Genomic DNA, 25,207 nt, shown 5'->3' with positions numbered 1-25,207 from the left:
GATAGCCCTTAGATTTCGTACTGAAGGCTATCAATAAAGAGCGAATGGTAAATGGATAAACCGAAAGTATTTATTATTGCACTGATTTTGATGGGTTTAGTCTTGCTCGTTTTGTTGATGGTGAGTCAGCGGTCTGAGCAGACAATGACTTTCCCTATCGTTGGTCAAACATCCACTCAGTCACTTGATGGTAATCGCCGTTTTTTGACCTTGTTTGATGATCAAGGTGAACCTTTCGTTGTCCCTATTCCTATGGCAAAAGATTGCAGTCACGCTAGCCACGCACAAATCATCAAGGGCGTGAGCAATTCAAATCGCCCTCACTATCAATTCGTTTCTTGTCGATAATTAACACAAAGGAAAGTGTCATGAACAGTCCACTCGTTTCCGCAGCCTGGTTATATGAGCATAGCGAAGCGCCAAATTTGGTGATTTTAGATGCCAGCATTGAGTTTCAAATACCCGCAGAAACAGACAAAGACACGGAAAACCTTATTCCCGGAAGTCAGCGCTTTGATTACGACAAGATTGTTTGTGATCAGAGCTCAGCTCTGCCCCATATGATGCCAACCGACGCTGAGTTTAATCAACGCGTACAAGCGCTTGGTATTAACCAAGACTCGATTATCGTGGTTTATGATAACTCGGGAACGTTTGCCTCACCTCGTGCTTATTGGATGTTTAAAGCGATGGGTCATCAGCAAGTCTACATACTTGACGGTGGTTTAACGGAATGGAAACTCTGCGGATATCCGGTGGTTCAAAGCTACGAAGTGGCTAAGCAGCTTGGCAATTTCACCGGCGTATTAAATCCAAGTTATTTTGTCGATGCTGACTTTGTAGAGCGCCAGATAGGTAATACCTCAAATCTCACCATTGATGCTAGAGGGCTAGCGCGATTCTTAGCACAAGTTCCTGAGCCTAGGCCAGGTGTAAGAAGCGGTCATATTCCTAGTTCTGTGTGTTTACCTTTTGCTACTTTGATGGATGGTCATCGAATCAAACCCATTGAAGCGCTAAATGATGTCGTGAAAGCCGTCCTTGGTGAACAACACAGCCAATACATATTTTCGTGTGGCTCGGGAGTGACGGCTTGTATCCTTGCCTTAGCCGCTGAGTTGTGTGGATATCACAACCTGTCGGTCTATGATGGCTCTTGGACTGAGTGGGGACAAGATACCAATAGACCGATTTCCATAGGTTAGGTGTAAGGGGCTGGGCCTGAATCTATATCTAGTGATAAAGATTTCCCCAGCCTTTAACTTTTCATTTGCTCATCAAGGTTAAGCACAGTTAATGCGTTACTTACACTTGTCGCGATAACATCAATGGCTCCGGTACGAAGTGCGCCAAGCATAGCAAGTGGTTTACTGTTTTCGGCAGCAATTGCGATGACTTCAGAGATAGACGTATATTCTTCAATACCCAACCCAATAACGCGATCATTCATCACCGTATCGGCAATTTGGCCATCGATAGTGAAGAAGTCGTATCCTGCAAAATCACCTACTACACCTTGGTGAAGTCTCGATTGAACGACCTCTTCAGGTGTGAACCACCCTAAATCCACCATATAGCTGTTTTCACTCATATCACCAACGCCGACAAGAGCCACATCCGCTTTACGTGCAATATCTAAGGTTTGTTTGATGGTCGAGTTGTGCAAAAAAGCGTTTTTCTGCTCTTTATTCTCTGCATAAGCGGGGGCATAAAGAGTTTCGGAGCTACCGCCATATTTTTTGGCAAATTGGCGACAGATATGATCAGCGTTATACATCCCTCCTTTCGGGTGTATCCCACCGATACCACAGACGAACTTACAGTCCTTTTGGGTGTTAACTCCAACGTGATGCGCAATCGAAGATACGTTGCGTCCTTGCCCTACGGTGACGACCATGCCGTTTTTTAGGGTGGAATCGAGATAACTGGACACCAACCCTGCCACAAGCTCACGCTGTTTATCCTCTGAAGGTTGGTCCAATGCGATTAAAGCGCGCTTAATGCCAAATCGCTCTATCAATCGCTGTTCAATCTTGGCACTGAATACTGGGTGATACTTTACCGTGATTTCAACGATGCCTTCGTCCCTAGCCATCTTCAGCATACGTCCGACTTTTGCTCGTGAGACGGCAAACTTTTTAGAAATCTCTTCTTGAGTTGCACCATCTTGATAGTAAGCAACGGCAATCTCAGTGAGGAGGTCTGTGTTATTGTGTTCAGGTGTCGACATCAATTTTCCTAACTAATTTATAGTTTACAAAACAACAAGTAGCCTATGTTTCATACAACTGCTCAATGAGTAAGCATCTGTAACGCCATGCGCCATTTGATACATTTGCTCGTCATTATTACAAATGTTCAGACGGTTTTACATTCACTTTTTACCCTTAGTCATGACTAAATATCATAATTTTTACTACATATCGGCTAAGTGAGTTATTTTTTTTCGTTAAATACTAAAAATGGCTCGGTTTTGCTAATCAAGCGTTGACAATATTTTTGGTTGATATAAATATGGATTTATCAATTACTCAAGCCAAGAGCAAATGCTCAAGAGCAGTGAGTGAACGTACAAAATAACAAGTTTCGGTGTTCGGCAGAGGCCGCACACGGATAGAAATTACTGCCCGCGACCGCTTCGTTGCAAAGAGATAGGATGAACACAATGAGTAATAAGCTAGAGCAACTTCGTAAACTGACAACAGTAGTAGCAGACACTGGTGAAATTGATGCAATCAAGAAGTACCAGCCTGAAGATGCAACGACTAACCCTTCACTGATTTTGAAAGCAGCGCAAATCGCTGAATACGCCCCTTTGATCGATGCCTCTATTGAGTATGCGAAATCTCAAAGCAGCGACAAAGCTCAACAAGTCCAAGATACATGCGACATGTTGGCTGTAAACATCGGTAAAGAAATCCTGAAGACTATTCCTGGTCGTATCTCAACTGAAGTTGATGCTCGCCTTTCTTATGACACAGAAGGTAGCGTTGCTAAAGCGCGTCAGCTAGTAAAAATGTACAACGATGCTGGCATCACTAACGATCGCATCCTAATCAAACTAGCTTCTACTTGGGAAGGTATTCGCGCTGCTGAAATTCTAGAAAAAGAAGGCATCAACTGTAACCTAACACTTCTATTCTCATTTGCTCAAGCTCGTGCGTGTGCTGAAGCTGGCGTATTCCTAATCTCTCCATTCGTTGGTCGTATCATGGACTGGTACAAAGCAAAAGAAGGCCGTGAATTCGAAGCTCAAGAAGACCCAGGCGTAATCTCAGTAACGGACATCTACAACTACTACAAAGACTACGGATACAACACGGTTGTTATGGGCGCAAGCTTCCGTAACATCGGCGAGATCTTAGAACTTGCTGGTTGCGACCGTCTGACTATCGCTCCTGCTCTTCTTGCTGAACTAGAAGCGGCTGAAGGTGAAGTGGTAGAGAAGCTAGTCGACTCTAATGGCTCTAAAGAGCGCCCTGCTCCAATGACTCACGCTGAGTTCCTATGGGAGCACAACCTTGACGCGATGGCTGTTGAGAAAGTTGCAGAAGGTATCCGCAACTTCGCCGTTGACCAAGGCAAACTTGAAAGCATGATCGAAGCAAAACTTTAATAACAATATTTTAGGGGAACGTTTGCGTTCCCCTTTTTCTATCTACTAAATCATTTTATTCATATACGGTATTTATTATGGATCGTAAAAACCTAGCAAATGCAATCCGTGCTTTGAGCATGGACGGCGTACAACAAGCAAACTCTGGCCACCCAGGCGCACCAATGGGTATGGCTGACATCGCTGAAGTTCTTTGGCGTGACCACCTGAACCACAACCCGTCAAACCCAGAGTGGGCTGACCGTGACCGTTTCGTTCTTTCAAATGGCCACGGCTCTATGCTGATTTACTCTCTGCTTCACTTAGCAGGCTACGAGCTATCAATCGAAGATCTTAAGAACTTCCGTCAACTGCATTCTAAGACTCCAGGTCACCCAGAGTACGGTTACGCACCGGGTATCGAAACAACCACTGGCCCTCTAGGTCAAGGTATCACAAACGCTGTTGGTATGGCGCTTGCCGAGAAAACGCTAGCAGCACAATTTAACAAAGAAGGCCACGACATCGTTGACCACTTCACTTATGCATTCATGGGTGACGGCTGTCTGATGGAAGGTATCTCTCACGAAGCATGTTCTCTAGCGGGTACGCTAGGTCTTGGTAAGCTTATCGCTTTCTGGGATGACAACGGCATCTCTATCGATGGTGAAGTTGAAGGTTGGTTCTCTGACGATACGCCTAAGCGTTTTGAAGCTTACGGCTGGCACGTAATCCCAGCAGTAGACGGTCACAACGCTGAAGCGATCAATGCAGCTATCATTGCAGCGAAAGCGGATCCACGTCCTACTCTAATCTGTACTAAGACGATCATCGGTTTTGGTTCTCCAAACAAATCTGGTTCACATGACTGTCACGGTGCACCACTAGGCGCTGAAGAAATTGTAGCGACACGTAAACAACTTGGTTGGGAGTACGGTCCTTTTGAAATTCCGTCGGAAGTCTACGCAGAGTGGGATGCGAAAGAAGCAGGCGCAGCTAAGGAAGCAGCGTGGAACGAGAAACTTTCTGCTTATGAAGCAGCACACCCCGAGTTGGCGGCTGAGTTTAAGAGACGAGTAAACGGTGAACTTCCTGCGCAGTGGGAAGAGAAAGCAAACCAAATCATTGCTGATCTTCAAGCTAATCCAGCAAACATCGCATCACGCAAAGCTTCTCAAAACGCACTAGAAGCGTTCGGTGCTATGCTACCTGAGTTCCTAGGTGGCTCTGCTGACCTTGCACCTTCTAACCTAACTATGTGGTCTGGTTCGAAGTCTGTTTCTGCTGAAGATCCAGCAGGTAACTACATCCACTACGGTGTACGTGAATTCGGTATGACTGCGATCATGAACGGTATTGCTCTGCACGGTGGTTTCGTACCATACGGCGCAACGTTCCTAATGTTCATGGAATACGCTCGTAACGCAATGCGTATGGCTGCTCTGATGAAAGTTCAGAACATTCAAGTTTACACGCACGATTCTATCGGTCTTGGCGAAGATGGTCCAACTCACCAACCCGTTGAGCAAATGGCTTCTCTACGTCTAACTCCAAACATGAGCACATGGCGTCCATGTGACCAAGTTGAGTCTGCTGTCGCTTGGAAACTGGCTATTGAACGCAAAGACGGTCCAACGTCTCTCATCTTCTCTCGTCAAAATCTTGCACAACAAGAGCGTAGCGAAGAGCAAGTCGCTAACATCGCGAAGGGTGGTTACATCCTGATAGATTGTGAAGGCAAGCCAGAGCTAATCTTTATCGCTACAGGTTCTGAAGTTGAGCTCGCGGTTAACGCTGCGGCTGAACTGACAGCTGAAGGCAAAAAGGTACGCGTAGTCTCTATGCCTGCAACTGATGCATTCGACAAGCAAGACGCTGAGTACCGTGAATCTGTACTTCCATCTGACGTAACAGCGCGTATCGCTGTAGAAGCAGGTATTGCAGACTTCTGGTACAAGTATGTAGGCTTTGATGGTCGCATTATCGGTATGACGACCTTCGGTGAATCAGCACCTGCTGGTGAGCTATTCAAGATGTTCGGCTTCACGGTTGAAAATGTGGTTGAAACAGCACAAGAGCTGCTTGCCTAAGTCTGGTTAAGCTTTGTTATCCTAAGGGTCACATTCGTGGCCCTTTTTTATTTTTGCTGTACTACTCTGCCCTTTGTTCTCTGTTCGAGCTGAGGAAGTGCTTTCGGTAAACGTAGTTTAGGCAAAAGAGGCCTAGCTAAAGAGCGCCACAGCTTTCGATATACTTGGCTGCTCGTATCTTTTGTTTGAAACTCTTTACGCTCTTCTGGTGATAAAACAGTCTTTGAACTTGTTAAAGTCTCATGTTTCATCGATTGCTTGTTTCTTTGATAAATAAGTAGCCTAGCCTTTTTAAAGTCTTTTCCAAACAGGCTCTTTTCAAATAACCAACGGTTAGGTGTTGCTAAATCGAGTTTATACCTTCGGGCTAAGTAAATTATTAGACACAATGATGTGATGAACAACGCGAACAACAGCAATGGAGTCTGATGTAGATGAACAAAAGATTTAAATGTGTGAGTCACGTTATATTGTTGACCTTCAATGAGCACCGTGCGTAACTCTTGACGCTCAGTGTCCCAAAACTGGAAGCTGAACTCAGGAAATGTCACCTCTCCACCCACTTGAAGGATATTAGATTGGCTTTGGGTTAGATTTGAGGTGAAATCTCCTCGATCATATTTGTCCGACCTTTTAGCTGGGTTGAGGTAGCTTACGTATCCTGCTTTCTCTGATGTTTGTTCAAACTTGGGCATCAATATAGACAGCGTATCGTTAGCGCTGATTGAAATGCTTCTGTTGACGCTGTCACCTACTTTAGGTGACTCTGAACTGAGCTGCCACTCTTGTTCTACCACTAAATTCTTGCCAGCAAACCAGGCATATTGGGGTTTGGGTGATGGTAAGGATGCATTGAAATGTAATGGTTGTATTGATATTTCACCAGTAACAGAGTGGCGTGATGACTGAGCAATGGAAACATAAATGTCCAATGTGGGTATCGTATATTTGCCCTCTTGCTGTGGGTAGATCTGAATCTCCCATAGTTGCATAGACCAAGTTTCACCCGATACCTGTTCAGAATAATTTGTCGCTGTCGATGAGCGCTGCTTGACGATGGCGTTGGCCAAGTCGAGGTAAGCCAAACGTGTTCCCGCTGAAAACCACGTTGATGTGCCTATCTCAATAAAGAGCGTGACTTGCTGATTAACGATAAAGTTTTCACTGGGGTTATTTGCTGATGCCCCCACCCATGCTTTCACGCGAAGTTGCTTATCGCGCACAAGTTCCTGTACAGTCATTTCACTGGCCAATGAATAGCTAATGTTGCTAACTGCTAGCAAGAAGAGAACCATTCGCCACCAACGACTTATCATCGTCATAACTCCTCCCGCTGAAGATGTTGAATCTGGAACTTAGCACGTAAGAATCGTTTAGGGTCCGCCTCTACACCTTTTAGCCATTTGTCAGCAATTTCACCATCACTAAGGATTTGTTCCGCGCTTAATGTTTGCTGGTCTATGAAATCACTCGTGGTCTCCTCGTCTACGCCATCGCCAGTTTGAGGCTCATCATCAGCCAGCTCTGTTGATTGCTCAGGCCCGTCTGGCGTACCTATCTGGCTCTCACTCATCCGATTCACCTCATCGACAATGCTGCTAATAACCTGATAGTTGACTTCTGCTTGCTGTCTTAATTCATTAGATAAGTCTGTTTGTTCCAAAAGTGCCTTCAAGCTATCCCGTGCTTTATCGTACTCTCGCTGCCTTGCCAGTGCATTAGCCGCATAGATGCGCGCGCGTGGCGTCTCTAGTTGAACAAACTCGTTATATGCCCGTTGATAGTCATTGCCATAATAGAATGCGATACCTTTACGTAAAGGCTCTTCAAATCGTGCTGCTGCCGCTAGGTATTGTTTGTCTTTAAATAACCATTGAGCTTGTTGGTCTGGTGTTAACCACAAAGAGATCCACCACTGCTGTGCCTGTTCTAACAACGCTCTTTCTTTTATGATTTCTGTATTTTGTGCCTTCAAACTCACTGATTCAGCCTTAACTTGCTGTGTGATGAGTATTGTAGGTAACAGAACGAGTGCCCAGCTCCATTGAACCAACCAACCTTTGCGAAACCAAAGCAGCATGAGCAAAGCTAATGGATAAACGAGGTAGTAACCCATATCTTTCCAAGGCATCGCAGAATCACCATTTAGGGCCATATTACGTTCGATGTAGCGATTGAACTGCCTGATGTCTGAATCATCGATAGAGACTTCAAGGTAGTGGCCTCCAAGAGCAGATGATAGTTGCTTTAACGAGTCCAAATTTGCAGGGTTTTGGGAGACTGAATTGGGGTTCCCGATACCAAGAGCGATAACTTGATTATTTGCCGAAAGTCCGCTCGCTTCTAGGCTACGGATAGTCGATTCGGACACTTGATCGGTAACGACTAGCACGCTACCACCTGATTCTCGTTGAATTATCTCTTGGACGATGGGCAAAGTTGCTATCAGATTCTTTCCGGCAACGGGCATGATACTAGGTTCTATTGCATCGAGAAAAGGCGTGAACACTGCGATATCTTGAGTCAGTGGCATGGTCAAATGGGCTGAACCAGCATAAACCACAAGGGCATTTCTCCCACCACCTCTAATCGCGAGTAGATCACGAATCTTTTGCTTGGCTCTCGTCAGTCTACTAGGCGCAACATCAGTCTCTAACATTGACTCACTGACATCTAAAACGATAACCAATGCCGCTTTATCTTCGCCGAAGGGCGATGGCTCTCTTTGCCACGTTGGCCCTGCAGCAATTATTGTGGCTAAACTCATCAGTAGTGCGAGAAGTTTCAGAGGAAGTTGACGTTTCCAGCCCTGCTCCCCTATGGTTAACGCCTTTCTAAGATGCGTCGGTAAAATGTCGATCCATTTGGGTTGAGTAGACATTCGGAATCGATAAGCAACTAACAAAGAAATAGGCAATAGCGCCCAAAGCCATTCAGGGCGTAGAAAATGAAATTGAGTCAGTAAAGCATCATTCATCATGTCTCTCCTTTGACAAAGAGATTGTGTTGAAGAATGCGTTTAAAGGTTGCTATTGAGAAGGCCAAAATATAGAGAACAAGTACGGTATAAATGAAGTAGTGATGAAATGATTTTTTCGGATAGTAGGTAGTGCTTTCATAAAGCTGAGGCTCAAGTTCGTCAATCGTACGATAAACTTGAGCAAGCTGGTCGCGATCAAGGGCCTGGAACGATTGTCCTCCAGATGCTTGTGCGATGCGGTCTATAACTTGTAGATCAATAGCGGTCTCACCCACTGTCGTTGGATCGCCTATCGCAATGACATGTATCCGCACTTGTTTCGCTTTAGCGACTTTTGCCGCTTCAATTGGATCGACAAAGCTACCCGTATCGTTGCCATCGGTTAGTACAATCACCACTCTTTCTTTATCTTGTAAGCCATTGTCCAAGCTGAGCTGGTCGTTGAATGACTTGATCGCTAATCCAATCGCATCGCCTAGATGGGTACTTTGGCCCGCCATTCCTACTTGTGTTTCATTGAGCAGCGCTAACCAAGCCTCTTTATCAGCGGTAAAAGGGGCTTGAACAAAGGCGGCATCACCAAATAGGATTAACCCAACGCGATCCCCTTCTCGCTGAGAAATGAAGGACTCTAATACCGACTTGGTGGCATCAAGTCGGCTTATTCGTTCCCCTTGTTCACTGGTAAAGTCGGTTTCTTGCATTGAGCCTGATAAATCCACTGCGACCATTAGGTCTCGTCCGATACTCTCTTTGATTTGTGGGACGTCCAGCACAACGGGCTTTGTGAGTGCAAACACAACCAGCATCCACGAAACGACTAAGATTATACGTTGCCACCATTGTGGTTTAAGTTCAACTACGCCCTCTGATGGCTTATTGCCCGTAGCGGTGACGAGCTGTTGGAAAAAAGGCACTTTAATCGCTAGTTGTTTGGTTTTATAGGCGGGAACGAATACGAGTAATAGAGGTATTGGCAATATCAGTAGCCAATAAGGGTACGTAATTTCTAAACCACTTAGCCATTGATTGATCATTTCACCTCTCCCTCTTTGGGGACGACGTGCTGCAGTAACCACTGCTCTAGATAGGCTTTTAATTCCTTTCGTTGTTCTAAACTGAGTCTTAGATCGCTTCTATTGAGGCAATTCACCCACTGAATACTGACACTTCGGTCGAGTGTGAGATGTTGCCCTGTTTCATCGAGTGTTGTTATGAAGTCAAGGCCATGAATCACTCTGTATCGGTTAGAGCAGCGATTAAGGACAATTTTTATCAGTCTAAATGTCTCGTATTCAAACTGCTCCAATTCAATACTTATTGATCGGAGATAACCGAGCGCCTCGGTTCGATAGCGGTTATGCCACCAAGTAGTTAACCTTCTGAATAGAAGGTAGAGAAGCCAAGTAATGATGATAATGGCAACAACCTTCCATCCTATCGTTTGGGGAAACCAACTCACACTTTCTGCAGGGACGATGTCCTGCAGTTCTCGCAAAATATAAGAGGTAGGTACCTCATGTTGTGCATTCGCAAATCCCATTTATCCACCTCCAACAGCCTGTTTGTATTGTGAGATGTGATCCCCTGTCGTTGAAAGAAGGATACAAGGTAGGCGTTTAGCCGCCATTAGGCGCTGTAGCTGGACAATTTGTTGTTGTTTCTCTGTTAACAAAAACTGGCTAGCTTTCGCGACTTTATGTTGGCTATCCAACATGATCTGGTGGGTTCCGTCTCCAACAACCCAGCCCTGTTTGGCTATCTTTTCTGGCAGTTCAGTTTCAAAAGGATCGACAACCATAATAGCAAGCACGTCGTTCTGTCGTTGAAGCTGCTTTAGACGGTTAATATCATCTGCGCTACAGCCACTCCAGTCAGAAACGATAATGATGGTTGATTGCTTTAACGCCCGTCGGGACAACTCATTTATCCACCTTGAAAAGGTGAGCTTTTCATCATCCGCGCTTAAGGCCGAGAGCTGTTGATTCGCTTTAGCAACCTGTTTCAGTTGCTCTAGTAATTTAGGTTGAGCGCGCGAAGCAACCTGCCATTGGGTTTTGTCTGTATCAGCAATGCAAACACCGACTCTATCTCCATCACGCAGAACACGCCAAGCACTCAAAGCGGCGACTTCAGCTGCAACAACAGATTTCATGCAATGCTGTGATGAAAAGAACATACTGCTTCGTTGGTCCACTAGGATCAGGCAGTGTCGATCTTTCTCTTCACTGTAAACTCTTACATGAGGTTTACCCGTGCGCATGGTGACTTTCCAATCTAGGCTACGAATGTCATCGCCTAGCTGATAGTGGCGTAATTCTTCAAAATTGAGCCCTCGGCCACGAAAGAGTGACAGGTGCCTGCCGGACATCGAGTTCGAAGCATGCAGGTGCGGTAATAAAGTAAATGACAAAGCGTGGTTTTGCAGTCTCACTAAATCTGCATAAGAGGTATGGATTCTTGCATCATGGCTTTGCATAAGCTTGCCTTAGCCTATCTCAACAACGTTCAAAAGTGTTTCGATGACTTTTTCATGGGTCACGCCGTCTGCAAGCGCATCATAACTCAAGGTAAATCGATGACCCAAAACATAGGGCACGACTTCTCTGACATCATCAATTTCTACATAGTTTCGTCCATTTAACCAAGCATTGGCACGTGCACATTTATCCAATGAAATTGATGCCCTAGGGCTCGATCCGATTTGAATCCATTGTGCGAGATTGACATCACTGTAGCGTTGGGGGTTTCTTGTTGCCATAACGAGCGCGACGATATACGACTCAACCATGTCGGAAACTTCCACGAGAGGTAACTCTCTTCTTGCTTCTAGTATCATTTCTGTAGCAATATTTTCTAACGCAGGCTGGGATTGGTCGATACTCGCGCCAATCTCTTCCATCCTAACTAATCTCACAATCTCTTTTTCAGCTTCTTCATCTGGATAGTCAACTGTGACCTTCATGATGAATCTATCCATTTGCGCTTCTGGTAGTGGATACGTCCCCTCCTGTTCTATTGGGTTTTGGGTCGCTAACACCATGAAAACATCGGGTAAAACGTGAGTCTGCTTGCCAACCGTGATGGTTCCTTCCGCCATCGCTTCCAATAGAGCAGCTTGAACTTTAGCCGGCGCGCGGTTTACTTCATCTGCAAGTACAATACTGTTAAAAATAGGGCCAGGTTGAAAATTCAACTGAGGCTTTCCGTCGACCTCTTGGTAGACATCAGTACCAGTAACATCTGAAGGAAGAAGGTCGGGCGTAAATTGAATTCGTCCGAAAGGCGCATTTAGCAGCATTGCGAGTGATTTAACCGAACGAGTTTTAGCGGTACCAGGTAGCCCTTCTAACAGAACATGGCTGTTGGTTAGCAGTGCTATCGCAAGGGCTTTAATCACATGACGCTGACCGATCACAGTTTGCTGTGTTTGGTCAATCAGTTGGTTGATGGCTATTTGACACGGGTTCATTTCGCTATCCTTTCGAACTCAATTCCAATGGGTTACTGACTCGTCGCTCTGGTCGACTCAAGTTGGTCAATGACATTTTTCGGCGCTATTTTCGATAACTCACTTAAACATGTTTGATAGCGTGTGCTTATGCCGGCTTGCGAATAGTTTCTTGCGAGCACTTCACAGCGGGCGTAGAGCATTTCCGGATTATTGCTTAATGCATAACTCTTGCTTAAGGCATCATCAGCTTGTTTTACATTAGTTTGCTCTAACAAGAGTCCATATAGATACCAATATTGAGGATTATGCTGAGCCATTTCAGCGGCTTGGCCAATTTGTTCGGCCGCGTTCTTATAATCATCCTGTCTCATATAGCTTAGACCAAGACTGTAACGAATAGCATGAGAGTTAGGTTGATTTGTAACGCCCTGTTGAAGCGTAGATATCACCATATCTTCATCAGATAAGCGTCGATATACATCGGCTAAATTGACGTAAGCGTTCTCAAAATACGGTTCGATTATGATTGAACCTTTGTACCAATTGATCGCTGTCTGGTAATCGCCTTGAGAGGCGTACACATTACCAAGATTGGTGCGACCAAACCCTCGGTCTGCATTGAACTCTTGAATCATGATGTAATCATTGAGTGCGGGGGTAAGCTGTGCTTTCTGCTCAGAACTTAACTGTGACCAATAGAAGACCAAAGCGCCAGCGGCATCGGAGCGAACAGCAAGCACTGGATCATCGAGCAAAGGTGAAAGCATTTTCCAGCGATCTTGCCAATCGTATCCCGCGCTCCCCGCTATACTTGCAACTCTTAACATCTCGTCGTCGTTTTTTACCGCACGCGCTAACGCAACGGTTGTATTATTGCCAGCATTGCCTGCCATTCGCTCAAGAGCTGATGCTCGAATGATCGGTGCTTGAGAGTGGTCTTGGGCAATCATTGATAAAGCACCTTCAGCGCCTCTATGCCCAATGGCATCGGCATAAAATGCGACGGCAAAGTGTTGTTGGTTGAGGTATTTAGAATTTGGGAAATGCTCGATTAGTTTTTTAGTTGCCCATTGGTTGTCCTTGCCCTCACTTTGATGGCAGTCTAAGCAAACGTTAGGTGTGTTGATGTGCTGGCTCAAGTCTGGTCGTGGCACGTGCCAACTATGATCTCGTCGTGGGTCAACCTGCATATAGGTCGTTTCGGGCATGTGACAAGTCGTGCACTGCGCAGCTTCAGTACCCATTTTATGCATCGTATGTTTTGGAGAGTGGTACTCGCTCGCGACGTGACACTGCAAGCAAACCGCTTCTTGGGGAATTTTGAGTTTTGCGGTGTGTGGGTCGTGGCAGTTGGTGCAAGTCACCCCTTTTTCTGCCATTTGCGACTGTAGAAAAGAGCCATAGACGTAGTTCTCATCGTAGATCTGTCCGTCATGGTAGTAGAGCTCGCTCGATACTAAATTCAAACGATAACGATCGAAAAAACTCCCTTGGACATGATCATAGTCACGTGAATCGGTAAGCTGTGTTCTGCGGCTGTGGCATTGAGCGCACGTTTGTACTTGATGAGTTTGTCGGATATTTTTCGGTTGCAGGGTGCTGTGCCCTTCCTTAATTACCCACTCTTCCACCGCTTGTGATAAGTCTCGGTCAAAACCGAAATGATTAATCCGCTGGTTTTGGTCGTTGTTCGCCCACTTTACGTGATGCTCTGCGGGGCCATGACAAGCCTCGCATGACACATTGATTTCGCTCCAACTAGTTTGATAAGTGTCAGATTCAATATCGTAATTCTTTTGTAAGTTTGTTGAATGACAGTCAGCACACATGAAATTCCAGTTTTGACCCGTATTAGTCCAATAGAACTCATCGTGAATTGTTTGATCAGGATATAGGTGGAACCAACGTTGACCTCCCTCTTTTTTATCGCGACTATCCCATGCAAACGGAATTAGCTGTATACGTCCATCTGGAAACTCGACCATATACTGTTGAAGCGGTTCAAAGCCAAAGGTGTAGCTGATTTTATAATCGGAATACCCATCATTAGGCTCCTGTATATTTACCCAGTACTCGTTATCTTTGCGATAAAATCGGTTGTCTTCACCGTTATGAGAGAACACTGCGTCATTAAAATCGCCTAAAACAGCATCTGATGTGGCATGCCGCATTGCCATGTCGTGATGAGAACCTTGCCAGGCGCTAACTTGTTCGGAGTGACAGTCAATACATGACTCAGAGCCAATAAAGGTCGCGTTTGAAGCTAATAAGGAAAATGAGACTAGCACATTACTTAGTAAAGTGGTCAATCCCATGAGCTTGAACACTACTTTCATACTATTCCTTGTATGAATGCTGCACAGTTATGATTATAACTAACTGTAGTACAAGTAGTTTCTTTAACCAGTTCAAACCAACAAAAGCGGTTTTGCGTCACAGTGGAAGGTGTTTATCGCTGTTCAAAAGTTACAGATAGTACGTAAAGCCCCAATTAATGATGTTCTGGCTTAGGTTTGAACTCGCTGTATGGTCGTAATCGATGGTCACAGCAAGCTTTGAAAACAGTTGGTATTCACCACTAATACCGAACGTATGAAAGCGCTTATCGAATAAACGGCTATAAGCATAATTAGGTTTGAATGACAGATTGTTTGCTACAGACCAAATCACGCCTGTCTCTATTACCGGGCCAGTGCCTTTGGTTGTTTGATATTCATACTGACACTGCTCTATGGGTTTATCCTTTCGGCAAGAAGAGCGTCTTTTATTTTCACTACGTCTAAGCCCAGCCCCCATCGACAGTGATGTCTCATCGTTCAGGCTGTAAATGATCCCCGCCGTCCATTGGAATAGCTCTTGAGTAGTTGAGCCTCTTGTTGTCCATTCGTAGTCGAGATTCAGATAAACATTAGACTGGCTTACATAGGTTCCCCCAATATTTAAACCATAGAGCTTCTTGCTGCCTTGATTGTTATAGATTGGGCCAAAGTAATCTTGAAATCCGTCATGACTAACTCGGTTTTGCACCGTGTTGAGATAGATATTACTTTGACCTGGTGAAGCAAAAGCGTGTGTGCTGGACATCAATAGTCCAAGTGAGGAGAAAATGAGAGTTGAGCAACGCATAGGACCTTTACCTTGTTATTTGAGGTAAGCAGGATACGCGCAATACTCTGTAATTTTGGAATAATAACTATTCCTAACGGATGATTAAAAAAGGGACTCGAAAGTCCCTTTTTTTGTGAGTGCGACAGCCTACTACTTATTCTGCGGCTCTTGCAGCTTGATCATCACATCATCCAAACTGAAACTTGCTGCTTTTTGACGAGGTGGATACTCTTTAAATGTCTCCAAGAACTGACCCACATAGGCCTGCGCTGGGACAAGCATATATGCCCTATCAAGCATCCAGTCATAATAAGTATTCGATGTGACATCTGCGATTTCGTAAGGGTCCATGCGTAGATTGAAGATCTTCGGAACGCGCAGCGGTGTGAAAGGTTCTGCCCATATACGAAGAGTACCTTCAGCTCGTTGTTCCATAAACACGATTTTCCACTTGTTGTATCGCAGCGCGGTCAAATCACCATCATCAGAGAAGTAGAAGATCTCCTCTCGCGGCGCTTCCTCCGTTTCGCCAGTCAAATAAGGCAAGAAGTTATAGCCATCTAAATGGTTTTTGTAGGAGCGATCACCCGCAGTATATCCGTCTAGCAGCTTCTGCTTGATATCAGTGTCACCTGCTGCAGCAACAAAGGTTGGCAACCAATCCATGTGGTGCATGATCTCATTGGAGACTGAACCCGCCTCGATTTTGCCAGGCCAGCGAACCATGGCTGGAACACGATAAGCGCCTTCCCAGTTGGTGTTTTTCTCACCACGGAAAGGAGTCAGACCTGCATCAGGCCATGTATTCATGTGCGGGCCATTGTCCGTTGAATAGAAGACGATCGTGTTGTCTTTCACGCCTAAATCATCGACTTTTTCAAGAAGTGCCCCAACATGACTGTCGTGTTCAACCATCGCATCGGCATAAAAACTGATGCCTGTTTTTCCAAGGTTCTCGTCTTTCACATGGGTACGGAAGTGCATGCGGGTGGCATTCCACCAAACAAAGAACGGCTTATCCGCTTTGACTGCGCGATCCATAAAGTCAATCGCAGCATCAAGCGTCTCTTCATCCACCGTTTCCATTCGTTTACGAGTTAACGGGCCGGTATCTTCAATCTTGCCATCAGCATATGACCGAATAACGCCGCGTGGACCGAACTTCTTGCGGAACTTTGGATCTTTTGGATAGTCTACGTTTTCCGGCTCTTCTTCCGCATTCAAGTGATAAAGGTTGCCAAAAAACTCATCAAAACCGTGATTGGTAGGAAGATGTTCATCTTTATCGCCCAGGTGGTTTTTGCCGAACTGCCCTGTCATATAACCCATGGGTTTAAGTAGGCTTGCAATGGTGGCATCTTCAACTTGTAAACCTAGCTCAGCACCCGGTAAGCCAACTTTACTCAAACCCGTTCGAAGAACACTCTGACCAGTAATGAAGGTTGAGCGGCCAGCTGTACAAGACTGTTCGCCGTAATAGTCGGTAAACATCATGCCTTCTTTTGCGATACTGTCGATATTTGGAGTTTGATAACCCATCAAGCCAAATGTGTAGGCACTGAGATTGGATTGCCCTATATCATCCCCCCAAATCACGAGAATGTTCGGTTTGTCAGCAGCGTATACTGCTGACGATGCGCCTATCATGGCAGCGGTGAGAATAGCCAAGCGACGTTTAACGCCATATTTCGTTATCATACGCACCTCTATATCCTTTGTTAGAGCATTATGCCTTTACAGATATAGGACAGGGCGGCTAATAGTGCGAATTCTAACCAGTAGTTTTAGTTTCTTTTTCAGAAACCTAAACTCATTTCATAGTTTGAAAATGTACAGTGATCTTTTAGGCTTTCGAGCTTCTGAAGCGCTTGGGTGATATTCCGTGGTATTTTCTAAAACGGTGAGAAAAATTATTGGGGTCTTGATAACCAAGACGTGAGCTGATCATTTTTATCGACCAGTCAGTGTTCAATAGCAACGCTGCAGCACGGGTCATTCTCAGCTTTACCAAGTATGAGCGCGGGTTTACTCCATAAAGTGACAGTGTCACCCGATTTAATTGTTCTTCACTTAAGAAACTACGCTTCGCGACTTCAGAGACGCGCCAGTCAAGGTGCAATTGTGATTCTACCAAATTATAGACAGCCATTACTCTCGTTGGTGTGTCGTAGTTACTGGTATCAACCCGCGTTAAACCTCTAATTAGCTCTGAAAGCAATATGCGCCTGAAGGTTCTTCGGCCGCCTATCTCAGAATGCAGTAATTGCACCGTCGACCAGGTTCGTTCTGCATCGTCAAAATTTGTTACCCGTTTCACACCATCGTACCAACTACTCCAAGAGTCGGTATCTTTAAACAGAATCCAGATCATTTTCCAAGACGACACCAAAGGCGCAAGCTCAAAGCGAAACGGAGATTTCGCCGGAAGTACGGTTATGGTGTTTGGCAGGATTCGCTCTGATCCGCTATCGGTAATCAACTGCCCTTCCCCTTCAATCGTTATCAAAATGGTGTGTATCTCAGGCTGAGTGCGTTCTACCCAATACTCTTCTTTGAGCTCTGCCATCCCAGCCATGTGGATACCAAACTCCTTCATTTCGGGAATATCGCTGTCTACTAGGAATCGTTCATAACAAGCTGGGCTCAGAAAGACACCATCTTGCCAATCTCTGTTGATGTTGCTTTTGTCGATGACGGATTCGCACAGGTTTATCTCTTGTTTGAACATGTTAACTTCCAGCTGATGGCTTTAAAGTAGCGACCATTCCATTAGACAGGAGAAGTACCACTATGAAAAGTCTTTCCCTAACGTCAAAGTCACGTTCTTTAATCAGTCGCACACTTAAGCTGGGTATCCCTGTGGCAGTTCAAAGTGCTTTGGTTTCAATACTGGCTTTGGCGGACGTACTGATGGTCAGTAGTTTTGGTGAAGCAGCAACAGCATCTGTGGGTATTGCATCGAAGTGGCACTTTGTCGCGATTATGGTGATGGCAGGTTTAGGCATGGCAAACGGTATACTCATCGCTCAATATTGGGGCAAAGGTGATATCAGCCGATGCCGGAAAATCACACGTTTCGCTATTACGGCTGGACTGGTGTTGTTGGTGCCTATCTCAATTGCCATCGTGGTGTTCGCTGAGTCGATTATGCAACTTCAAACGCCTGATATGAATGTCATCGCGTTGGGTAAAGATTATTTACTTTATGCTGCGCCTGTATTGTTGCTAACGCATATCATCATCATGTTTGAATCAAGCATGCGCTCAACGGGCAATGCGGTTACGCCACTGAATATTGCAGCGGTGACGATTGGGGTAAACATCTTCCTGAACTACTGCTTGATACAAGGCAATTTTGGCTTTCCAGCGATGGGGGTTGCCGGGGCAGCATTGGCAACGACCATTGCTAGAGTTTTTCAGGTACTCGTATTCGTCATTTATCTTAATAAGCGTAATCATTGGCTCAAGAAGCTGAAATTTGAACAGCGTGATACGGCAGTCGAGCGTTCGTTTATCAAACTCGCGATACCTGGCGTAAGTAATGCCGTACTTTGGGGCGCAGGAACACTGGTATACCAAATTATATTTGGTCACATGGGCACCACGGAGCTTGCTGTGTTTAGCATGTTTGGCCCTTTTGAGTCACTCTGTTATTCGGTGTTTTTTGGTTTATCGGTCGCCTGTTCTGTCATTATTGGTCAGTCATTGGGGCAGCGTGATTTCGAAGAAGCAAAAGAGACCGCGAAGACATTTCTAAAATGCAACATCGCTGTTGGCTTCGCAATGAGTACTTTGATGTTTGTTTTTAGAGGCGAGGTCTTAAGTTGGTTAAGCCTAGACACAGATCAATATTTGCCGCTTTCAGCGCCTGCAATTGTTGTTGTTTGCTGGGGTTTATGGCTTCGTATGAGTAACTTAATGATCATCAATGGTATTTTAAGAGCGGGTGGCGAAAACGCCTTTTGCTTGCGTATGGATTTTATTGCCATGTGGGTGGTGGGTTTGCCCTTCACTGCCATCGCCGCCTTTATATTAGGTTTGCCATTCCATTTGGTATACGTCGCGATGTTGTGTGAGGAGATAGTTAAGTTATCTCTTTGCTACTATCGATACCGCCAATTTATTTGGGTTAAAGATCTAACCTTAGGCTCTGATACCGTCAAAGCGTAAAACACAAGCTCTCTTAATATGTCGTGTACTTGTCTACCACGGCGGATAATTGTTAAGAGAGCTATTTTGTATCTTGATAATTCAATTGAAAGAACTGAGATACATCCTTGGCGTTAATAGTGGTATTCTAAGACAATTCGTCATTAGCTCATTAGTATCATGTCTTCCAAGCTCCATTATCGTGTCCTCGCACTGTGTGTGTTGATCATCAGCATTGGTCAACTCTCAATGGGATTAGTGTTCCCTTCTCTACCTTGGATCGCCAAAGATTTTTCAGTCACCCTAGATCAAGCTCAGTTGCTCGTTAGTATCTATCTGCTTGGTTTTGGTCCATCGCAGTTTATTTACGGCCCAATCTCTGACGCGCTAGGCCGCAAGAAAGTACTCCTATTTGGTTTGGCTGTCGCCCTGGCAGGGTTGATGAGTATCATCTTTTTTCACGATTCGTTTGAGGCCCTTGTTTTAGGGCGCCTATTGCAAGGCGTTGGTACAGGCTGTTGCGCCGTGTTAGCACGTGCAACCATTCGTGACAGTCACAGTGGTGACCAGTTGGCAAAAGCACTGGCCTATATTGCGATGGCCGCTTCTATTACCCCGCTGTTTGCCCCCGTTATTGGCGGCTTTATCAACCATCACTTTGGTTGGATGATGGTTTTTATCTCGTTGTTTGGTTATGTATTAATTGCTTGGCTGTTACTGTTGGGCTTTTTTGATGAGACTCGAACTCAACGAGCTAAGGTGCCCTCGCTTAAAGAGATGTTCAATCAATATAAGACGTTGCTCAGTTCAAAGTACTTTGTGAGTTTTGCCATGATCACCTGGCTTAACTTTAGCTTGATGATTACGACTATCTCGGTCATGCCATTCATCATGCAAAATCAAATCGGTATGGATTCGGATGAATATGCTTTATGGGCACTGATTCCGGCTATTGGTATGCTTTTAGGCACGAGCTTGTGTAATCGTATTCGGCCACAAATTGGCACGCAGAAAATGTTGTATTGGTCACCGGTGCTTCATGTGTGCGCAGCACTATGGCTACTCTTCTGCCCTCTAGAGCCTTTGTATGTGATGGTTGGTCAGCTATTTATGATTTTAGGTAATGGTATCGCCTTACCATGTGCTCAAACAATGCTCCTACAGCCTTATAAGAAGCAGGCAGGCGCAGCAGCGGCGATGGCGGGCGGCGGACAAATGGTCATGTCTGCAGTGGTGAGCATGGTATTAACACAGCTTGGTCTTCAGTTTACTTGGCAGCTAGCGATCGTCATCGCGATTTTTGCTGCCATTACACTGACCAATATTACGAGAGGCTTTAACTCTCAGCCCTGATTGGGTTATAAAGATTAAGCCGACAAAAAAACGCCGTTGCTACTTCTAGCAGCAACGGCATTTTTCTTAGTTAGCAGGTTATAACCAGAACATCATGACGATCACGGTTAACGCCGCGATACACATAAGGTTAAGAATAATACCCACCCTCATCATATCGCTTTGCTTGATGTGACCAGAGCCAAATACAATCGCGTTTGGCGGTGTTGCCACCGGTAGCATAAATGCACATGAAGCCGCTACCGCGATCAACACGGAAAGAATCACAGGCGAGATACCAAAGGCTTCTGCCACCGTTGCAAATACCGGAATGAGCAACGCCGCACTGGCCGTGTTACTTGCAAATTCGGTTAAGAAAACAACAAACACTGCAATTACCGCAATAATAAAGAAAATACCGAAATGAGCGATCAGTTCACTGAGTTCATTGGCAAGAAAGACACTCGTGCCTGTCGTTTTAAGAACATTACTAAGGCAGATACCCCCACCAAATAGGATGAGCACGCCCCAATCAGCGGTTTTCTCGATGTCTTTCCAATGTACGACTCGCGCAAAATTGACTGCGATGATAGCTGCGAGTGCAACGATGGTATCGAACTTTGAAATACCTCCTAGCATCGCATTGATTGGTTTACTAAAAATCCAGAAAAAGACAGTTAAGGCAAAAATCGCTAAGGTAACGACCTTACCCTTATCCCACTCAACAGGCTCATAATTTAGCTCAAAGTTACCTTGGAGTTTAGGACGCATGGTGAAGTAAAGTACTAGTAGAGCAATCGGCAATAAAATCAGTGATGTTGGTAGGCCAAACGCGAGCCAATCACTAAAGGTTAATCCAACCTCAGCGGCAGCGATGGCATTGGGAGGGCTACCAACAAGTGTCGCAATACCGCCAATACTTGCGCTGTAAGCAACGCCAAGAAGAACAAAAACATAGGTTTTTCTTTCACTTTCCGCGTCTACTTTACTCAAAATACCTAGTACAAGTGGCAGCATCATCGCCGCAGTTGCCGTGTTACTGATCCACATTGATAGGCCCGCAGTCACGCCAAATAACATAAAGACCGCGACACTCATCTTCCCTTTCGCCATGATTAACACTTTGTCAGCAATGACTTTATCAAGGCCTTGACGATGCATAGCCGCAGCAAGCGCAAAACCACCTAGAAATAGGAAAATAATCGAATTAGAGAAGTTATTAAGTGCAGTTTGCGTGTCAAACACCCCCATCACAACGGCTAAGACGGGCACGAGAATAGCGGTAACGGTAACGTGAAGTGCTTCTGTGAGCCACAGCACGGCGATAAAGGCGAGAATACTCAATCCGAGTACAACGTTTTGTTCGAAAGGTAACGTAAAATAGAGGGCAAGAAATAGAGCAATATCAGCCAAGACAATCATGCTATTACGATGTAAGAACCACTCTTTGGTGTTGGTGGGGAGCGGGAAGAGATCATTCCTATGCATGCGACTTTCCTTCTTATTAAATTGACCTCCTTATAATTCCATACATTTCACAGGGGAATAGTAGACCTTGGTCGCATATTAACTAAAATTTAACCAATCTGTGACATCCATCATCCGCGACAAGGTGTGAAATGATACAAAAAAACCGCTCTGTATTAGAGCGGTTTATTCAACGTCTTTGGAATCTATTTCGCGTAAACAGGATAATCTGTCAGGCCCTTTTCAGCGCCACCAAATAAGGTGTTTGGATCATGTGGAGCAAGTGGGTGACCGTTTTCTATACGTGAAGGCAAGTCTGGGTTCGATACAAATGGTCGTCCAAAGCCAATCATATCCGCCAAACCATCATTAATGGCTTGCTCGGCCTTTTCAGCGTCGTATTTGCCTGCCCAGATAAGTACATTGCTAAATGATTCACGCATATCACGTTTAAACTCAACAGGAGTTTCCGGAGCGTCGTCCCAATCCACCTCTGCAATGTGCATGTATGCAATGTTGTGCTTGTTCAACACTTTCGCTGCTGCAGGATAGGTTTCCAGTGGGTTCGCATCAACAGTGCCGTTTAGTGTTGTCAGTGGCGCTAGGCGAACACCCACTTTATCTGCACCAATCGCATCAACCAGAGTTGCAACAACTTCATCCAAGAAGCGCAAACGATTTTCTAAGCTGCCGCCGTATTCATCAGTACGGTTGTTTGATTCTGAATCAATGAACTGGTTAATGAGGTAACCGTTCGCTGCGTGCAGTTCGATACCGTCAAAGCCTGCTTCAACCGCGTTCAACGCCGCTTGATGGTACTCCTGAATGACCGCTTTAATATCCTCTTTCGTCATCTCGCGAGGTTCGACAACATCGACAAAGCCTGGCTCATCGCTGCCATTATCGATAAAGACTTTTACCCCTTCCGCTTTTAGTGCAGAAGAAGAGATCGGCTGTGCGCCACCAATGTTATCTGGGTGTGTAACACGACCAACGTGCCAAAGCTGCGCGAAGATTACGCCATTTTCAGCATGAACCGCATCCGTTACTTTTTTCCAACCAGCGATTTGCTCTTGTGAGTAGATGCCTGGTGTCCACGCATAGCCCTGACCCATTGCTGAAATTTGTGTACCTTCGGCAACAATTAGACCTGCACTTGCTCGTTGAGCGTAGTAAGTCGCCATCATATCATTTGCAACATTACCTTGTTGTGAAGCACGTGAGCGAGTCATCGGAGGCATGACTATACGGTTATTAAGTGTCAGTTGACCAAGTTGAATAGTTTGGAACAGAGATTGAGACATACGTATCACCTTTAATTGGAAACAACGTTGGGCACAGATCTTTGCTTGGGATTCATAAATAACAAGCAAGTCCGATACCCTTCTTTAATGGCGACACAATACGCGTTTAGAACCCAATAATATAATTATTGATAATTATTTTGTTGATAATTTAACGTTATCAATAACTGTTGCCTAACTACTTCATGCTAATGGTAAGCTCATATCCACTTACGATTAGTCGTTATGCCTGCTTTTTAACGGCCTTGGTCAGTTTGCTCTCTTTAGACTCTGTCACTTTCTCCTTGATGCTTGTCACCTCACTAGGGGCCATCTCAGAATTCTCACCAATGAATTTACCCCCAGGCTCAATACACAACTCATGACAGGCTACTTTGCCGTTCAATCGACCTTTAGATAGGACTTCAATGTTTGATGCGGTGCATTCACCCTCAACCATACCGTTGATCACGAGTTTGTTACTGAAAACTTCACCTTTGATACGTCCAGACTCAGACACAACCAATGTGCCTTGGACATCAATACGTCCCTCGATGAACCCATCAATCTGAATATCGCCTTCTACTTTGATTTGACCGCTAGCGTGGCAACCTTTTGCGATGAGGGTTGCAATAGTTGGGCTAGTCTCAGTTCGACTGTGTTTATTAAAGAGTCCCATGGTATTAACTTCTCCTTTTTTATTATGGATTCAAAATCATCTAACCCCCACTCTACAAAGTTGAGTGGATCTAAAGCTCGACCGACGAAGCGAACTTCGTAATGTAAATGTGGGCCACTCGATAGCCCACTGTTTCCTGAAACGGCAATAAGGTCACCTTTGCGAACAAATTGCCCTGAGCGGACCTTAAACTCATGTAAATGCGAATATGAGCTAGAAAACCCGTAAGCGTGTTGGACTCTTAGAAAATTACCGGAGCCTTCATTGCTCCGTCGTGTGACTTCAACTACCCCGTCTGCTGGTGCGTAGATATTGGTCCCGGTGTTGACGGCAAAGTCGAGCCCACGGTGCATTCTGCGTTCACGGGTTACGGGATGTATCCTTGCCCCAAAACCTGAGGAGATTCGCGCTTTACCCACGGGCGAGCCGTTTGGGATTTTACTTAGCATCATTACTCTTGTGCTCATCTCAACGGCCGCGACATTCAGGCGCTCCTCGAGAGAGTGACTGTCATCTTTTTGTATGTCAGGCGACAGTAATAACTCAATATCGGCAAGTCGGTCGGAAACCAGTGCAACTTGTGACTCTCTTTCTAGAAGTTCATCTTCCAGCTCTTGTTTCATCGAATTCAAAGCGACGAGCTCGTCATTCAGATCACTAGATTGCTTAATCAACAAAGAATTTTTTAGGTGAGCATTATCAAATGCGACGTATAAATAGGTAGAAACGCACAAAATTACCGCGACAATAGAAGCGACAGTGTATGCAAACGCTTTGATTTTTTGTTTCTTTTTTCTATCGATGTGCCAATGGCGTGAACCTGATACCGACGATATCGATATGGTTATTTGGTCTTTCATTACCAATACAAACTAACATTAATACTCAATTATAATCAGTAGTTTATAGGATGACTGGCGTTATAGATGAGTGATTAGATACGGTTCTGTGAGTCAGTTTCAAAACTTTAATTTTAACATTTCAATTGTTTAAGTTTGCTCGATTTCAGTCGTTTAGGATTTCTAACCTGCGGTTCAATAGACAAAAAAAAAGCCCAAGCAAAAACTGCT

The 25,207-nt window shown here is 45.0% G+C and carries 21 protein-coding genes; 6 read left to right on the top strand and 15 right to left on the bottom strand.

The window, feature by feature from the left end; translation table 11 throughout:
* The first annotated feature begins 51 nt into the window (after positions 1 to 51).
* Both GT360_RS16900 and GT360_RS16895 read left to right on the top strand, forming a co-directional pair.
* Complete coding sequence (locus GT360_RS16900) at positions 52 to 348, top strand: hypothetical protein (protein WP_164650136.1); 297 nt, start codon at positions 52 to 54, stop codon at positions 346 to 348.
* 20 nt (positions 349 to 368) lie between these two features.
* Positions 369 to 1,205 carry a sulfurtransferase gene (locus GT360_RS16895; RefSeq protein WP_164650135.1) on the top strand — a complete coding sequence of 279 codons (837 nt, stop codon included), beginning with the start codon at positions 369 to 371 and terminating at the stop codon, positions 1,203 to 1,205.
* A 53-nt stretch (positions 1,206 to 1,258) separates the two neighbouring features.
* Here the strand turns inward: GT360_RS16895 and GT360_RS16890 are convergent, their stop codons facing one another.
* Positions 1,259 to 2,230, bottom strand: coding sequence for a sugar-binding transcriptional regulator (locus GT360_RS16890; protein ID WP_164650134.1), 972 nt, complete (start codon positions 2,228 to 2,230; stop codon positions 1,259 to 1,261).
* 435 nt (positions 2,231 to 2,665) lie between these two features.
* Here GT360_RS16890 and tal point away from each other — a divergent pair, with 435 nt between their 5' ends.
* Together tal and tkt are read left to right on the top strand one after the other, a co-directional pair.
* On the top strand, positions 2,666 to 3,616 hold the full coding sequence (gene tal / locus GT360_RS16885; protein ID WP_164650133.1) for a transaldolase: 951 nt from the start codon (positions 2,666 to 2,668) through the stop codon (positions 3,614 to 3,616).
* Positions 3,617 to 3,693: 77 nt separating this feature from the next.
* Positions 3,694 to 5,685 (top strand): transketolase, encoded by a 1,992-nt coding sequence (gene tkt / locus GT360_RS16880; protein WP_164650132.1) that lies wholly within the window; start codon positions 3,694 to 3,696, stop codon positions 5,683 to 5,685.
* A gap of 47 nt (positions 5,686 to 5,732) precedes the next feature.
* Here tkt and GT360_RS16875 read toward each other — a convergent pair whose 3' ends face one another.
* The 10 genes from GT360_RS16875 to GT360_RS16830 all read right to left on the bottom strand — a co-directional run bounded on the left by GT360_RS16875 (position 5,733) and on the right by GT360_RS16830 (position 17,955).
* On the bottom strand, positions 5,733 to 7,007 hold the full coding sequence (locus GT360_RS16875) for a BatD family protein (protein ID WP_164650131.1): 1,275 nt from the start codon (positions 7,005 to 7,007) through the stop codon (positions 5,733 to 5,735).
* On the bottom strand, positions 7,004 to 8,665 hold the full coding sequence (locus GT360_RS16870; RefSeq protein ID WP_164650130.1) for a vWA domain-containing protein: 1,662 nt from the start codon (positions 8,663 to 8,665) through the stop codon (positions 7,004 to 7,006). Before GT360_RS16870 ends, GT360_RS16875 begins: the two co-directional genes overlap by 4 nt.
* Positions 8,662 to 9,702, bottom strand: coding sequence for a vWA domain-containing protein (locus GT360_RS16865; RefSeq protein WP_164650129.1), 1,041 nt, complete (start codon positions 9,700 to 9,702; stop codon positions 8,662 to 8,664). Before GT360_RS16865 ends, GT360_RS16870 begins: the two co-directional genes overlap by 4 nt.
* Entirely contained in the window at positions 9,699 to 10,208 is a 510-nt protein-coding gene (locus GT360_RS16860; RefSeq protein WP_164650128.1) for a DUF4381 domain-containing protein, read from the bottom strand. The genes GT360_RS16865 and GT360_RS16860 overlap by 4 nt, the downstream gene beginning before the upstream one ends.
* A complete protein-coding gene (locus tag GT360_RS16855; RefSeq protein ID WP_164650127.1) occupies positions 10,209 to 11,144 on the bottom strand; it encodes a DUF58 domain-containing protein in 936 nt (311 codons plus the stop codon).
* Between the two features lie 9 nt (positions 11,145 to 11,153).
* The gene (locus GT360_RS16850; RefSeq protein ID WP_164650126.1) at positions 11,154 to 12,137 is read right to left on the bottom strand and encodes an AAA family ATPase; all 984 of its coding nucleotides are present in this window, start codon (positions 12,135 to 12,137) and stop codon (positions 11,154 to 11,156) included.
* Between the two features lie 32 nt (positions 12,138 to 12,169).
* Entirely contained in the window at positions 12,170 to 14,434 is a 2,265-nt protein-coding gene (locus tag GT360_RS16845; RefSeq protein WP_239502699.1) for a multiheme c-type cytochrome, read from the bottom strand.
* Between the two features lie 151 nt (positions 14,435 to 14,585).
* Entirely contained in the window at positions 14,586 to 15,203 is a 618-nt protein-coding gene (locus GT360_RS16840) for a hypothetical protein (RefSeq protein WP_164650124.1), read from the bottom strand.
* Between the two features lie 174 nt (positions 15,204 to 15,377).
* Positions 15,378 to 16,925, bottom strand: coding sequence for an arylsulfatase (locus tag GT360_RS16835; RefSeq protein ID WP_164650123.1), 1,548 nt, complete (start codon positions 16,923 to 16,925; stop codon positions 15,378 to 15,380).
* Positions 16,926 to 17,070: 145 nt separating this feature from the next.
* A complete protein-coding gene (locus GT360_RS16830) occupies positions 17,071 to 17,955 on the bottom strand; it encodes an AraC family transcriptional regulator (RefSeq protein WP_164650122.1) in 885 nt (294 codons plus the stop codon).
* 62 nt (positions 17,956 to 18,017) lie between these two features.
* On the opposite strand from GT360_RS16830, the gene GT360_RS16825 reads away from it, so the two are divergent.
* Positions 18,018 to 19,397: an MATE family efflux transporter gene (locus GT360_RS16825; RefSeq protein ID WP_164650121.1), complete on the top strand. Its 1,380-nt coding sequence runs from the start codon at positions 18,018 to 18,020 to the stop codon at positions 19,395 to 19,397.
* A 159-nt stretch (positions 19,398 to 19,556) separates the two neighbouring features.
* Entirely contained in the window at positions 19,557 to 20,729 is a 1,173-nt protein-coding gene (locus GT360_RS16820; RefSeq protein ID WP_164650120.1) for a multidrug effflux MFS transporter, read from the top strand.
* Positions 20,730 to 20,807: 78 nt separating this feature from the next.
* Here GT360_RS16820 and GT360_RS16815 read toward each other — a convergent pair whose 3' ends face one another.
* The 4 genes from GT360_RS16815 to GT360_RS16800 all read right to left on the bottom strand — a co-directional run bounded on the left by GT360_RS16815 (position 20,808) and on the right by GT360_RS16800 (position 24,997).
* Positions 20,808 to 22,196, bottom strand: a complete 1,389-nt coding sequence (locus GT360_RS16815) for an SLC13 family permease (protein WP_164650119.1) — start codon at positions 22,194 to 22,196, stop codon at positions 20,808 to 20,810.
* Between the two features lie 185 nt (positions 22,197 to 22,381).
* Complete coding sequence (locus tag GT360_RS16810; protein WP_164650118.1) at positions 22,382 to 23,479, bottom strand: alkene reductase; 1,098 nt, start codon at positions 23,477 to 23,479, stop codon at positions 22,382 to 22,384.
* A gap of 223 nt (positions 23,480 to 23,702) precedes the next feature.
* Positions 23,703 to 24,137: a bactofilin family protein gene (locus GT360_RS16805; protein WP_164650117.1), complete on the bottom strand. Its 435-nt coding sequence runs from the start codon at positions 24,135 to 24,137 to the stop codon at positions 23,703 to 23,705.
* Positions 24,041 to 24,997: a M23 family metallopeptidase gene (locus GT360_RS16800; RefSeq protein ID WP_164650116.1), complete on the bottom strand. Its 957-nt coding sequence runs from the start codon at positions 24,995 to 24,997 to the stop codon at positions 24,041 to 24,043. The genes GT360_RS16805 and GT360_RS16800 overlap by 97 nt, the downstream gene beginning before the upstream one ends.
* Between the last annotated feature and the right edge of the window lie 210 nt (positions 24,998 to 25,207).

The sequence above is a fragment of the Vibrio astriarenae genome (assembly GCF_010587385.1).
In the GTDB taxonomy this organism is placed as follows: domain Bacteria; phylum Pseudomonadota; class Gammaproteobacteria; order Enterobacterales; family Vibrionaceae; genus Vibrio; species Vibrio astriarenae.
This window is presented reverse-complemented; position numbering and strand designations above follow the sequence as displayed.